The 12,979-nt window shown below is 65.0% G+C and carries 9 protein-coding genes; 1 reads left to right on the top strand and 8 read right to left on the bottom strand.

Going from position 1 to position 12,979, the window contains the following annotated elements:
* Positions 1-851: 851 nt before the first annotated feature.
* The 3 genes from WDM24_RS10235 to WDM24_RS10225 form a co-directional block, all read right to left on the bottom strand.
* Positions 852-1,736, bottom strand: a complete 885-nt coding sequence (locus tag WDM24_RS10235; protein ID WP_338831086.1) for a 4-(cytidine 5'-diphospho)-2-C-methyl-D-erythritol kinase — start codon at positions 1,734-1,736, stop codon at positions 852-854.
* Positions 1,737-2,013: 277 nt separating this feature from the next.
* Entirely contained in the window at positions 2,014-3,801 is a 1,788-nt protein-coding gene (locus WDM24_RS10230; RefSeq protein WP_338831085.1) for a tetratricopeptide repeat protein, read from the bottom strand.
* 533 nt (positions 3,802-4,334) lie between these two features.
* The gene (locus WDM24_RS10225) at positions 4,335-5,993 is read right to left on the bottom strand and encodes an electron transfer flavoprotein-ubiquinone oxidoreductase (protein ID WP_338831084.1); all 1,659 of its coding nucleotides are present in this window, start codon (positions 5,991-5,993) and stop codon (positions 4,335-4,337) included.
* Positions 5,994-6,186: 193 nt separating this feature from the next.
* Between WDM24_RS10225 and WDM24_RS10220 the strand changes: the two genes are divergently transcribed.
* Entirely contained in the window at positions 6,187-7,014 is an 828-nt protein-coding gene (locus tag WDM24_RS10220) for a uracil-DNA glycosylase (protein ID WP_166307339.1), read from the top strand.
* Positions 7,015-7,260: 246 nt separating this feature from the next.
* On the opposite strand, the gene WDM24_RS10215 is transcribed toward WDM24_RS10220, so the two are convergent.
* From WDM24_RS10215 to WDM24_RS10195, 5 genes are all read right to left on the bottom strand, one after another.
* Entirely contained in the window at positions 7,261-8,223 is a 963-nt protein-coding gene (locus WDM24_RS10215; protein ID WP_338829190.1) for an IS110 family transposase, read from the bottom strand.
* Between the two features lie 302 nt (positions 8,224-8,525).
* Positions 8,526-10,028 carry a glycosyltransferase family 39 protein gene (locus WDM24_RS10210; RefSeq protein ID WP_338831083.1) on the bottom strand — a complete coding sequence of 501 codons (1,503 nt, stop codon included), beginning with the start codon at positions 10,026-10,028 and terminating at the stop codon, positions 8,526-8,528.
* Positions 10,029-10,284: 256 nt separating this feature from the next.
* Complete coding sequence (locus WDM24_RS10205) at positions 10,285-11,040, bottom strand: ribonuclease HII (protein ID WP_166298698.1); 756 nt, start codon at positions 11,038-11,040, stop codon at positions 10,285-10,287.
* Positions 11,041-11,118: 78 nt separating this feature from the next.
* A complete protein-coding gene (locus WDM24_RS10200) occupies positions 11,119-11,574 on the bottom strand; it encodes a VOC family protein (RefSeq protein WP_166298699.1) in 456 nt (151 codons plus the stop codon).
* Positions 11,575-11,784: 210 nt separating this feature from the next.
* Entirely contained in the window at positions 11,785-12,945 is a 1,161-nt protein-coding gene (locus WDM24_RS10195) for a PA0069 family radical SAM protein (protein WP_338831082.1), read from the bottom strand.
* Positions 12,946-12,979: the final 34 nt, after the last annotated feature.

Here is a 12,979-nt window from a genome sequence, read left to right as displayed (position 1 = left end):
GCGCAGCAATTCTCATTTGGGGCAATGGGTCCTGGCTTTCGCCAGGACGACGATGAAGATGGTTCTCGATTCATCCTGCCAAACAGCTTGTTCGGCGTCATCACCCACGCATGCGGGTGATCCAGTATTCCAGAGACGCCAGTGCTTGAGCCGAGAGGCCGCGGCGTACTGGATCGCCCGGTCGAGCCGGGCGATGACAGGGGCGGATGGGGACGCAGCTTCATATTCTCGCGACATGATTTGCCCGAGCTTTGCTCTTTCGTTCCACCCTCTCTCGATCAGAGGGCGCAGGGAAAGCCGGGTGCCGATTGCACCCATGGGTCCCGTGCAACAAAAAGCACGGGAGGTAGGACCACAGGTGTAACCGGAAACATCCCGGCTTTCCCTGCGCGACGGGTTACGGCTTACTTCGCGCTCTCCCCGGTGAGACTGGGCTTGTTTGTCACCGCCTTCCCTGAGAAGCGCTAGCTTCTTTAGGAGGGGACACCGGCCGCTAGGGCGTCAGGACCACGCGACTTCGCCGTCCGCATCCGTCACACTCGTCAGTCGTGACGTCAGCGTCCACCGCATCTCACACCGCGTTCGTGACGATCGCGAAGCGCCCCCCTCGATCGGGTGAGATGGGCAATTCATACACGGAGTTGCATTTCTGATAAAGCGAAATATTTTCGCGCGAGCATTGACAGGTTTTACTGAGTTGCCCGTCGGGTTGTTTTGTCGCACCCCAGCCGTCATTCCGAGGCTCGCGAAGCGAGAGCCCGGAATCCATCAGGCAACATCACGGGTGGCAAAATGGATTCCGGGCTCGCGCCAAGAGGCGCGCCCCGGAATGACGATGGAGAGACGACGCGCTAGCTCAGCGTGCCCGCGTGCACCCACCAGCGGGGGTGATCGGCGCGGAGCTTTTCGCCGGCGGCCTCGGCGTCGGCGTCGGTTTCGAAGATCGCAAAGCAGGTCGCGCCGGAGCCCGACATGCGGGCGAGACGAACGGCCTTCGCCGCGCGCAAGGCGGACAGCACCTCGCTGATGACGGGCTCGATCCGCGCGGCGGGGGCTTCGAGATCGTTGGTGCCGCGCTTGAGCGCCGCGATCCAGTCGTCGACCGCGTGGCCCTCCGGCCAGGACGGCGCCTGCATCATGACGTCGGTGGCGCCGATCAGGAGTTCGCCGTGACGCAGGCCGAGCGCATTGAAGACGTTCTTGGTCGCAACCGGCACGCGCGGATTGACCAGCACGCAGGGCATTTTCGGCAGGTCGAGCGGCAGCAGCCCTTCGCCGACGCCGGTCATGTCGCAGGCGCGCGAGGCGACGCAGACCGGCACGTCGGCGCCGGTCTGCAGCGCGACCGCCATGATCCTGCTATCGTCGAGCGAGAGCTCGTTGAGCCGCGCCAAGAGCCGCAGCGCGGCCGCGGCGTCCGCCGAACCGCCGCCGATGCCGGCAGCCACCGGCAACACCTTTTCCAGCGTGAAGTGGCCGACCTTGAGGTCGACGACCTGCTCGCCGAGCAGGCGCGCCGCCTTCAGCACCAGATTGTCCGACGTATCGCCGCAGGCATCGGCGAGCGGTCCTGACATCGCCAGCGACAGCGCCGAGCCCGGCTCGAGCGTGAGACGATCGGCGCAATCGGCAAATGCGACGACGCTCTCCAGGTCGTGAAACCCATCGACGCGCCGCCCGACAACCTTCAGCGTCAGGTTGACCTTGGCACGCCCTTCTTCAATCAGCGCCGGCACGGCGATAAACCCCTAAAGGAACAAACATCTTGATGCGATTAGCGTAAATCGCACCATGATCCTATCCCTTTGTTGGCGCGGAAATTCCGGGTCTGGGACACGCCTGAGACACTCTTACCGTCATTCCGGGGCGATGCGCAGCATCGAACCCGGAATCTCGAGATTCCGGGCTCGCCCTTCGGGCGCCCCGGAATGACGGAGTGAAGAGGCGAAAATGCCCGGGACAAGCCCGGGCATGACGCTTCAACTGAAAATGCAACGCTGGCGACTTATGCGCCTAGCCGCCCTTGCCGTCGTCGTCCTTCTTCTTGTCGGCGGAAGCGGCGGAGGAGTTGGCATCGTCCGGCAGGCCGTTGTCGATCTTGGCCTGGATCTTCGGCAGCTCGTCCGGCTCGGGCTTGAGGTCGCGCGCATGCGCCCACTGGAACTTGGCTTCCAGCGTGCGGCCGACGCGCCAGTAGGCGTCGCCGAGATGGTCGTTGATGGTCGGATCTTCCGGCTTCAGATCGATCGCGCGCTCGAGGTTCTTCACCGCCTCCTCGAAATTGCCGATCCGGTAATAGGCCCAGCCGAGAGAATCGACGATGTAGCCGTCGTCAGGGCGCTGATCGACGGCACGCTTGATCATCTTCATGCCTTCGTCGAGGTTGATGCCCTGGTCGATCCAGGAATAGCCGAGATAGTTCAGCACATGCGGCTGCTCGGGCTGTAGCTCGAGCGCCTTGCGCATGTCGGCCTCGGCCTTGTTCCACTGCTTGGAACGCTCCTCGCAGATGCCGCGGTAGTAATAGGTGACCCAGGCGTTCTTGTCGCCGCCGGCGGGCAGCGCGTCGATCGCCTGCGAATAGGTGGTGGCGCAGTCGCCGAACTTCTTGCGGCCGCGCTCGATATTGCCGAGCGCCAGGATCGCCTCGACGTCCTTCGGCTGCTCGGTGGTGACTTCCTTCAGGATCTTGATCGCCTCGTCGCTGCGGTCGGCGGCGTCGAGATTGGTCGCGAGCTGGATCTGGGCGTTGCGCTTCAGCGGCGACGACGCCGGCATCCGCTCATAGACCTTGATCGCCATCTGCGGCTTCTTCACCGATTCATAGAGATCGGCAAGCGACAGCAGCGCCAGCGGATGGTTCGGCTGCAGATAGAGCGCAAGCTGCAGATAGACCAGCGCGAGGTCCTCGCCGCCGCGGCGGGTCAGCGTGGCGCCGATGCCGTACAGCGCCTCGGCGGCGCCGGCCTGCGGTGAATCGACCAGCGGCGGCAGCTTCTTGCCGGCCTTGGTCTCCTTGATGCCTTCCAGCACCAGCGGATGGCGCGGCAGCTTCTTGTCGAAGGCCTCGTACATCGCAGTCGCAGCGGCCGCATCCTTGTTGCGCGAGGTCCAGCGCGCATATTCGTCGACCGTGCGCAGCATCGAATCGTCGAGCTTGTAGACGCGCTCGAAGCGGGCGCCGGCATCCTTGTCCTTGCCGGCGAGCTCGTAAATCATGCCGGCATGCAGGTCCTTGAAGATCGGATACCATTCCGGGCCGGTTAGCTTGTCGATCGAGGCAACCGCACCCTTGCTGTCGCCAGCGCCTTGGGCGGCCCAGGCCGACAGCAGCGTCGCGACCAGGTCGGTGATCGGGCCGCGGACCGACTGGTTGATGTTGGACTGCGCGGCGGCGTATTTCTTCTGCTTGAGGTCGCGCACGCCAACCACGAGGCGGGCGACGCGGTTGGCCTTGTCCTGGGTCAGGATGCGGTCGGCGAGCTTGACCGCCTCCTCGATGTCGCCGTCGGCGAGCGAGGAAATGAAGGCGCGGTCGAGCAGCTCGGAGTTCTTCGGATCGGTGCGCAGCGCCGAGCGGTAGAACGCCGCAGCCGAGGTCGCGTCGCGCTCGACGCTGGCGTGGCGAGCCGCCAGATAGCTGCCGGCGGTGGTCAGCGATTTCAGGTCGGTCTTGCTCGGGAATTGCGCGGTATTGTCGGTCGGATGGTCCGGCGTTTGCGCCGACAGCTGCGCAGGAACGGCAAGCGCCGCCGCAGCAAGAAGGGCAATCGTCAGGCGGTTGAAACGGGTGGACAGCATCACGGTCGCCTTGCTCCAGGGGTTTAAGGCCACGAAGGATTTACGGCCAAGATCCTCGCGACAAGATCTTGCGATCAGTCTCAAAATGCGAACCCAAGCGGCGGCATCACGGCGAGCGGACAATGCCGCTTTTGGCGCTCTACCGCAAGGATAGCCCATGACGAATCAATTGGCAGATTAGGCCTTTACGCCCGCCGATCCAGCCAGCACCACCGCAAAAGCCTCCCACTATGGCGGTATCGTGACCGGGCCGGGCACATTCGCGTGCAGACGCAAAAAGCCGCGGGATGCTGGCAACGCATAGCCAGTTCCACCTCTCCCCTTGTGGGAGAGGTCGGAATTCAAGCGCCAGCTTGAATTCCGGGTGAGGGGTCCAGGTCTACCCCGTCGATCGAAGTCCCTCGATGGACCGGTACCCCTCACCCGGATTGCATCTAGCGATGCAATCCGACCTCTCCCACAGGGGGAGAGGCGAAGTAGAAGTTGCGGCAAAGGGGGATCTACCTCACGCAAATGTGGCCGGCCGCCGTGCCTTACATCGCCTCGTAGTTCGGACCGCCGCCGCCCTCCGGAGGAACCCAGGTGATGTTGCCGTTGGGGTCCTTCACGTCGCAGGTTTTGCAGTGGACGCAGTTCTGGGCGTTGATCTGGTAGCGCGGTGTGGCGCCCTCCTCGACCCATTCATAGACGCCGGCCGGGCAATAGCGGTTGGAGGGACCGGCGAACACATCGTGCTCCGACGTCTTCTGCAGGTTCATGTCGGCGACCCTGAGATGGACCGGCTGGTCCTCCTCATGGTTGGTGTTGGACAGGAACACCGAGGACAGCTTGTCGAACGAGATCTTGCCGTCCGGCTTCGGATAGGCGATCGGCTGGTGCTGCTTGGACGGATCGAGCGTCTTGCGGTCCGGCTTGGCGTGCGATTGGGTGCCGAACAGCGAGAAGCCGAGCGTATTGCACCACATGTCAAAGCCGGACAGCACCATTCCGAGCATGTTGCCGAACTTCGACAACAGCGGCTTGGCGTTGCGGACCTTGAACAGGTCCTTGCCGATCGCAGACGAACGCCAGGCATTCTCGTAGTCGACGAGTTCGTCATTGGTGCGTCCGGCGCCGAGCGCGGCCGCGACGTGCTCTGCGGCGAGCATGCCGGAACCCATCGCATTGTGGACGCCCTTGATGCGCGGGACGTTGACGAAGCCCGCCGCGCAGCCGATCAGCGCGCCGCCCGGGAAAGACAGCCGCGGCACCGACTGATAGCCGCCCTCGGTGATGGCGCGTGCACCATAGGCCAGCCGCTTGCCGCCCTCGAACAGCTCGCGGACATCAGGATGAGTCTTGAAGCGCTGGAATTCGTCGAACGGCGACAGATACGGGTCGGTGTAGTTCAGATGCACGACGAAGCCGACCGCGACGCGGTTGTCGTCGTAGTGATAGAGGAACGAGCCGCCGCCGGTCTTGTCGTTCAGCGGCCATCCCAGCGTATGCTGAACGCGTCCCTTGCGGTGCTTCGCCGGATCGATCTGCCAGACCTCCTTCAGCCCGATGCCGAATTTCGGCGGCTCACTGTTGGCGTCGAGCTTGAACTTCGCGATCAGCTGCTTCGACAGCGAGCCGCGCGCGCCTTCGGCGAACAGCGTGTACTTGCCGAGCAGCTCCATGCCGCGGGTGTAGGAATCCTTGTGGCTACCGTCCCTGGCGATGCCCATGTCGCCGGTCGCGATGCCCCGCACCGCGCCCCTGTCGTCATAGAGCACCTCAGTGGCGGCAAAGCCCGGATAGATCTCGACGCCGAGCGCTTCCGCCTTCGGCGCCAGCCAGCGGCAGACATTGCCGAGCGAGCCGATGTAGCAATGATGATTGTACATCAACGGCGGCATGATGAAGTTCGGCAGGCGGAACCAGCCCTGCGACGTCGTCCAGTAGAAGCGGTCCTCCTTGACCTGCGTCTTCAGCGGACAATCGGCGTCGTCGCGCCAGTCCGGCACGAGCTTGTCGAGCGACACCGGATCGATCACCGCACCGGACAGGATGTGCGCGCCGACCTCGGAGCCCTTCTCCACCACGACGATCGAGAGCTCCGGATTGAGCTGCTTCAGCCGGATCGCGGCCGACAGGCCCGAGGGGCCGGCGCCGACGATGACGACATCGAATTCCATAGACTCGCGCGGAGGAAGGTCTTCAGCACTCATGATCCTGGTCTCAGCCCATTGAGAACGCTTCTAAGCTTTTCAAAAGTCGTTGTTTCCGATTTTTGACCGAAGAACAACCATGGAATCGCACTTCCATGGGGTTGCACGGCCCGGATACCTTAAGAGAATAATCTTTTCCAGAAACCGGCCTCCACTTTTCCCGATCATGCTCTAGATTGCAGCCATCATGGCCCTGACGCCCGAGCCCGCCCCTACACTGCAGCAATTGCTTGCCTTTTACCTCGAGGCCGGGGTCGATTGCGCGCTTGGCGATGCGCCGATCAACCGGCTGGAGGAGCCCGAGCCAGTTCCCGCGCCCGCCGCGCCGCGGCCGCTTGCTGCGCTCAATCCGCTACGTCCCCCGCCGCTGGCGATGCCTTCAGTTCCGCGCAGCGAAATCACCGTCGCGCCGGACGCCGCGATTGCATCGGCGCGCGAGGCCGCGCGCACCGCGCCGACGCTGGAAGCCTTGCGCGCGCTGATGGAGACATTCGACGGCTGCGCGCTGAAACACACCGCGACCCGGCTGGTGTTTGCCGACGGCAATCCAGAGGCACGGGTGATGTTCGTCGGCGAGGCACCGGGCCGCGACGAGGACATCGAGGGCCTGCCGTTCGTCGGCCGCTCGGGAAAACTGCTCGACCGCATGATCGCGGCGATCGGGCTCGATCGCAGCAAGGCCTATATCGCCAACGTCATTCCGTGGCGGCCGCCGGGCAACCGCACGCCGACGCCGCAGGAGACCCAGGTGTGCCTGCCCTTCATCCAGCGCCATATCGAGCTGGTGAATCCGGACGTGCTGGTGACGCTCGGCAATCCCTCGACCCAGGCGCTGCTCGGCACGCGCGAGGGCATCATGCGCACGCGCGGCAAATGGATCGACTACGACACCGGCACCCGCACGATCCGCGCCGTCGCTACGTTCCATCCGGCCTATCTGCTGCGCTCGCCGTCCTACAAAAGGCTGTCCTGGCAGGATTTGCGCGCGATCGCGAAGGTGTTGCAGCCAGCGACGGCGTAGCGGCTTCGCAACTTCGTAGCTTCGTAGCTTCGTAGCAACCATTAGCTCTTTCGGTTGTGTGCGATTGAATTGTCCGATCGCCGTTGATGCTGACGCCGTGCTCGCGGCCATCAAGGCGTGGCCTGTTGAGGGTGAGGATGTGGTGGCATTTGAGCGACGGCCATCCTTGACGGCCGCTGTGCGCGACGTCCTGGTGACGGCAGGTCGGGACGAAGAAACGGCGCCCCGGTCGAACAAAGAAACGCTTCAGGCTGCTGGAACAGCTGACATGTCAGCTTGCCAAGGGGTGCCTCGGGCCACTACGGCGTTGATGAAGACGAGCAGCTTCCTGGCGCAGGCGATTAGCGCGCGCTTGTGACCCTTACCGGCGGCGATCAGTCGCTTGTAAAGGGCGATGAGCTGCGGATTCCAGCGGAACGACGCCGCCAGCGCTGCAGCATAGAGCGCCTCTCGCAGGCGCTTGCGTCCACCGATGATGTGACGAGCGCCAATATGCTCTCCGCTGTCGTCATCATAAGGCGCAAGGCCCGCAAGAGCTGCGGCCTGCTCGCGGCTGATTTGGCCGATCTCCGGCATGCGCACCAGAATGGCGACCGCAGTCGGCAGCCCGGCCCCGCCGACGCTGTAGATCAGATCGAGCCGGGCAGCGAGATCGTGATGTTCGCGGATCGCTGCCACCAAAGCCTTGAACTCGACGCGTTCGCGCTTGGCCAGGCGGACGATATCTTCCTTCCAGAGCTTTTGGATACGCGCATCGCGACAGCTCTCGAGCCGGTTCTTGAACCGCGTGATATCCTCTCCGATCTGATCGATCAGTGTCAGCTGCCCGGCCAAGGGCGATAATCTTGCGTCAGGGGCCGGGTGGATCTTGTTGACCGCAGCGGCGCAGGCGGCGATCAGAGCCGCGTCGATCCGATCGTTCTTGGCACGTTGCCCGCGGTATTTGGCATAGGCACGCACTTGCGCCGGCTGGAACACCACGACGACAAACCGCATGCGCCGTAACTCGGCGACGACGGCTTGCTCATAGCCACCGCTCGCCTCGATCCCAACCCGCTTGACCTTGCGCCGCCCAAGCCACTCCAGCAGCGCCTTGTGACCTTCTGCCGTGTTCTCCACCTGCAGCTGCTCCGAGTTGCCGTCGAGCGCCACGTCGAGCTTGCGCTTGCCGGTATCGATCCCGGCACAGATTGTGGTACGCTTGGCCATCTTCCTCGACCCTCCCTTGTGATGCGAACCTAAAGTTCGTTCAACCATGCGGGTCCCGATGAAGTGCCGATCGCGATCTTGCTACGAACGACAGCCCTCAAGGCTTCGATGGGTAACGATCCGATCGATCAGCGGCCCAGCCCGGGCGGCTACCCGAGCTGGGCCATTCCTCACGGAACGAGGCCAGTCTAACCCAGCGCGCTAATACAAGGATGGGTAGAACGAAGCCAAACCCATCGCTTCTCCCGCCGCGGAGAGAATGGTGGGTTTCGCTTCGCTCTACCCACCTTACAGATCTCACACTACTTCGGCCGCACGATCGCCCAGCCGATCCGCAGCACCGGCTGCCGCCCATTGACCAGCCGGTCGAACGAGCGCGGCACTTCCGGCACCAGGCCGGGAAAGCGCTGCGCGAGTTCGGGCGGCGGCGTGCCGGCGGTGTCCTGCGCGCGCCAGACCACGACGCCGCCGGTCTCGTTGAACTTCGGGATCGACAGCCACGGCGTCCGCTGCGGCGCGGCGTCAAGCAGTAGATGCGGACGGCGGCCGTTCATCGCAACCAGGCTGGCGATTTCAGGGTCGCCGGCCACCGCGCGCAGGCGCTGGTTGGTGCGGCGCTCATAGCTGTCGTCGAAGAAGCGGCCCATCGCGGCTGCCGGCAGCGAGGTCGGCACCTCGGTGGTGCTGGTCCAGGGCAGGAACAGCGCCGCCGCCAGCGCCACGGCCGCCGGCGCCGCGACCGCGAACGCCCAGACCGAGCGCAACAGCCGTTGCCGCCTGAGCGGAATGAGATCACCGGTCGCGACGACGACGGCGAGCCCCGACATCAGCAGCGCGACGCCGGCGCCGCCGAAGGCGCGATCGAGATCGAACAGGCCTGAGACGAAGCTGCCCGCAATCGCCGGCGCGAAGGCGAAGAAATAGACGAACTGCTGCGCCAGCGGACTGACCGACGGACGATAGATGATCGGCGCGTCCTCGGCCTCGCGGGCGAACCAGCGCGAATTGAGGATCGCCAGCAGTGCGATTGCGGCGGTCGCCACGATCAGCCCGCCGAGCACGACGCCCCAGTGCAGCGCGCGCGCCTTGACATCGGCGAGCGCGGGCAAGGCCGGCAGCGCCAGCACGTCGGCGCGGATCAGCCAGATCAGATAAGGCAGCGCCAGCACGATGATGACCAGCACCGCATAGAGCGGATCGACCGCCTTGAGCGCGCGCCGCCCGCGCTCGGTTGCAAGGGCGAAGCCGATCACGAGCAGGATCATGCCGAGGGCCGCCGGCGTCGTCAGCAGCAACAGGCCGCAATCGATCGACCAGGCGAACCAGGCGGCACGCCGGTTCTGGCCGATCAGCTGCCAGGAGTGCAGCAGCAGCAGCGCCCAGAGCGGACGCGCCAGGATCAGCGGGCCGAACTCGACGCTCGGCGAGGAGAACACCACGACCGTCATCGACAGCAGCACCGCCAGCACGCCCTGCGGGCCACCGACGATGGCACGCGCCAGCTGGTAGAACGCGATGAAGGTGGCGATCTCGCAGGCCTGCGCCAGGAGATAGACGCCGAACACATGATTGCCGGCGGCACGGAAGGCGATGTCGGCGAGCCAGAACGCCAGCGGCGGCCCCATGTCGGTGCCGACCTGATATTCGCGGCCGAAGGCGAGGATGGCGGCGAGATTGCCGGGCGGGCTGCCGTAGAAGATCAGCGGCAGCAACAGCCAGATCGCGGCCTGCACCAGCACCACCACCCAGACCACGAGGCGCGGCCGGGCGCGAATCAGTTCGACAACCAGGGAGGTAAACCGCATGAAACGCCTGAAATGCCCCAGCCACCCGTCAGCGGCGCCATCTGATCCCGGTGGTTTTGATAACGGGCGGCGGCGGTGGAGGCAACCGGCGTTGGTGGGCCAGCGCTGCAAAGTCAAACTCAGGTGTCATGCCCCGCGAAGGCGGGGCATCCAGTACGCCGCGGCGGTTGGGCTCAAGCACAGCTGCCTCTGGAATACTGGATCGCCCGGTCGAGCCGGGCGATGACAGCGTTGGGTGGGTTGGCGCAGTCGCGCGCTAAGCAGCAGCTGACGCGGCTTCGCTTGTCGCGTCCACTGTGAACAGGTCGGGCTCGGCCGGGACCGGAAAATGCTTCAGCCGCGCGGCGACGACGGGGGCGAAGAAGCTGCGGTGATGGGTGGTGGGCCCGAGCCGGTCCAGCGCCTCGAGGTGCTCGGGCACGCCATAGCCCTTGTGCTGCTCGAACCCGTAGCCGGGGCAGTCCAGCGCCAGCGCACACATCAGGCGGTCGCGCGTCACCTTGGCGATGATCGAGGCCGCCGCGATCGAGGCCACGATGCCGTCGCCGCCGATCACGGCGTCGCACTCGCAGGGCGTGGCGAGCTTGTCGCGACCGTCGACGAAGACGTGTTTTGGCATTTCCGGCAGCGCATGCACCGCGCGCGCAAGCGCCCACAGCGAGGCGCGCAGGATGTTGTCGCGGTCGATTCGCGCCGGCGACGCCACCGCGACTGAGAACGCGGCGGTGGCGCAAATCTCCTCGAACAGTTCCTCGCGCCGCTCGGCGGTCAGCCGCTTCGAATCGTCGAGGCCTTTTGGAACGCGATCGGGGTCCAACACCACGGCGGCGGCGACGACGGGACCTGCCAGCGGACCGCGCCCGGCCTCGTCGCAGCCGGCGACCGGCCAGACACCGCGCTTGATCAGCGTCCGCTCGCGCCGGAAGCTCGGCCGCGTCACGATGCGCTTCTCCGGCTTGGCTGACTTGGCCGGCGCCTTCTTCGACGTGCTCTTGGATTTGTCCCGAATCATGCGGGGATGGTGATCAAGCCAGCCCCGCGGCGCAACCGGGAACCTGGCGCCCTTCCCCGCAATTCAATCCGGCCGGCTTTAGTCGGGAATCGACACGCGCCTGTTATCGAGCACCTCAAACCCCGGCGCGCGCACCACTTCCCAGGCATGGCCGTCGGGATCGGCGAAATAGCCGCAGTAGCCGCCATAGCTGGTGGGCTGCGCGGGGTTCAGCAATTTGCCGCCCTTCGACAGCGCGAACGCCATCACACAATCGACCTCGGCATCGTCGTTGCAGTTCCAGGCGATCGCAACGCCGCGGAACGCTGAAGGCCGCGGCTGATCGGGCAGCCCGGCATCGGCGGCGAGCAGATGCCACGGGAACAGCCCGAGCACAGTGCCGCCGGTGTCAAAGAAGGCGACCTCCTCGCCGGTCACGCGCATCTTCCTGGTGAAGCCGAGCGATTCATAGAAGGCGATGCTGGCGCGCATGTCGCTGACGCCAAGCGTGAGGACGGTGAAGCGTGGGGTCGGGGCGGCGGGCGCGTTACTCATGTTTACCTTTCCCGTCATTGCGAGGAGCGAAGCGACGAAGCAATCCATCGCTCCGCATATGCAGAAAGATGGATTGCTTCGCTTCGCTCGCAATGACGCCCTTGGTTACTTCTTCGTAGCCCGGATGGAGCGTAGCGCAATCTGGTAAAGTTTGGCCGCGGACGAAGCGTCCCGGATTGCGCTGCGCTTCATCCGGGCTACGGACCTCATCTAGAACAAGCTCAACTGCTCGCCGTTGCGCTTCGGCTTGGCAAAATGATCGGTGGTCAGCTTGGTGCGCCGCTTGTTGAGGCCGAGCTTTTCGCAGGCGATCTCGAAGCGACGGCCGATCATCCAGGCCATCGGGCCGGTGCCCTTCATCCGCGTGCCCCATTGCGAGTCGTAATCGCGGCCGCCGCGCATGTCGCGGATCAGCGTGAAGACGTGGCGGTAGCGGTCGGGATAGTTCGCCATCAGCCATTCGCGAAAGAGATCGCGGACCTCGAGCGGCAGCCGCAGCAGCACGTAGCTCGCCTCCTTGGCGCCGGCATGCACGGCGGCATCGAGGATGCGCTCGATCTCGGAATCGTTCAGCGCCGGGATCACGGGCGCGACCATCACAGTGGTCGGGATGCCGGCGTCGGCAAGCCGCTTGATCGCTTCGAGCCGCTTCGGCGGCGTCGACGCGCGCGGCTCCATGGTGCGGGCGAGTTTTGGGTCGAGCGTCGTCACCGACAGCGCGACCTTGGCGAGATTGCGCTTGGCCATCCGCGCCAGAATATCGATGTCGCGGGTCACCAGCGCCGACTTGGTGACGATGCCGACCGGATGGCCGGCGCGTTCCAGCACCTCGAGAATGCCGCGCATGATTTTCCGCTCGCGCTCGATCGGTTGATAGGGATCGGTGTTGGTGCCGATCGCGATCATCCGCGCCTCGTAGTCCGGCGCCGCGAGCTCCTTCTCGAGCAGCGCGGGCGCGTCCGGCTTGGCGAACAGCTTGGATTCGAAGTCCAGCCCCGGCGAGAGGCCGAGATAGGCGTGGGTCGGCCGCGCGAAGCAATAGACACAACCATGCTCGCAGCCGCGATAGGGATTGATCGAGCGGTCGAAGCCGATGTCGGGCGAGTCGTTGCGGGTGATCACCTTGCGCGAGGTGTCGAGCGCCACGCTGGTCTGGAACGGCGGCAGGTCGTCGAGGCTCTGCCAGCCGTCGTCGAAGGCTGTCCGCGCCTCGGCCTCGTAGCGACCGCTCGCATTGGACTGTGCGCCGCGGCCGCGCCGCCGCTCGCGCTCGATCGCGACCTCAGGAAAAGGGGTGGGTGCACCCGCCGGGTTATCGGAGGGCGCCGTTACCGGCGGGTGCTTGAGGGCATGAGAGGATGCTCGGCTCATGCTGTGAAGCTAACACAGCCTGAGAACAAATCAA

The organism is Bradyrhizobium sp. 27S5 (assembly GCF_037217225.1).
Classification (GTDB): Bacteria; Pseudomonadota; Alphaproteobacteria; order Rhizobiales; family Xanthobacteraceae; genus Bradyrhizobium; species Bradyrhizobium septentrionale.
This window is presented reverse-complemented; position numbering and strand designations above follow the sequence as displayed.

Bases quoted from the DNA above. Each gene is read 5' to 3' on its own strand.
- WDM24_RS10205 (WP_166298698.1), bottom strand. From the start codon at position 11,040: ATGATTCGGGACAAATCCAAGAGCACGTCGAAGAAGGCGCCGGCCAAG.
- WDM24_RS10210 (WP_338831083.1), bottom strand. From the start codon at position 10,028: ATGCGGTTTACCTCCCTGGTTGTCGAACTGATTCGCGCCCGGCCGCGC.
- WDM24_RS10225 (WP_338831084.1), bottom strand. From the start codon at position 5,993: ATGAGTGCTGAAGACCTTCCTCCGCGCGAGTCTATGGAATTCGATGTC.
- WDM24_RS10195 (WP_338831082.1), bottom strand. From the start codon at position 12,945: ATGAGCCGAGCATCCTCTCATGCCCTCAAGCACCCGCCGGTAACGGCG.
- WDM24_RS10215 (WP_338829190.1), bottom strand. From the start codon at position 8,223: ATGGCCAAGCGTACCACAATCTGTGCCGGGATCGATACCGGCAAGCGC.
- WDM24_RS10200 (WP_166298699.1), bottom strand. From the start codon at position 11,574: ATGAGTAACGCGCCCGCCGCCCCGACCCCACGCTTCACCGTCCTCACG.
- WDM24_RS10230 (WP_338831085.1), bottom strand. From the start codon at position 3,801: ATGCTGTCCACCCGTTTCAACCGCCTGACGATTGCCCTTCTTGCTGCG.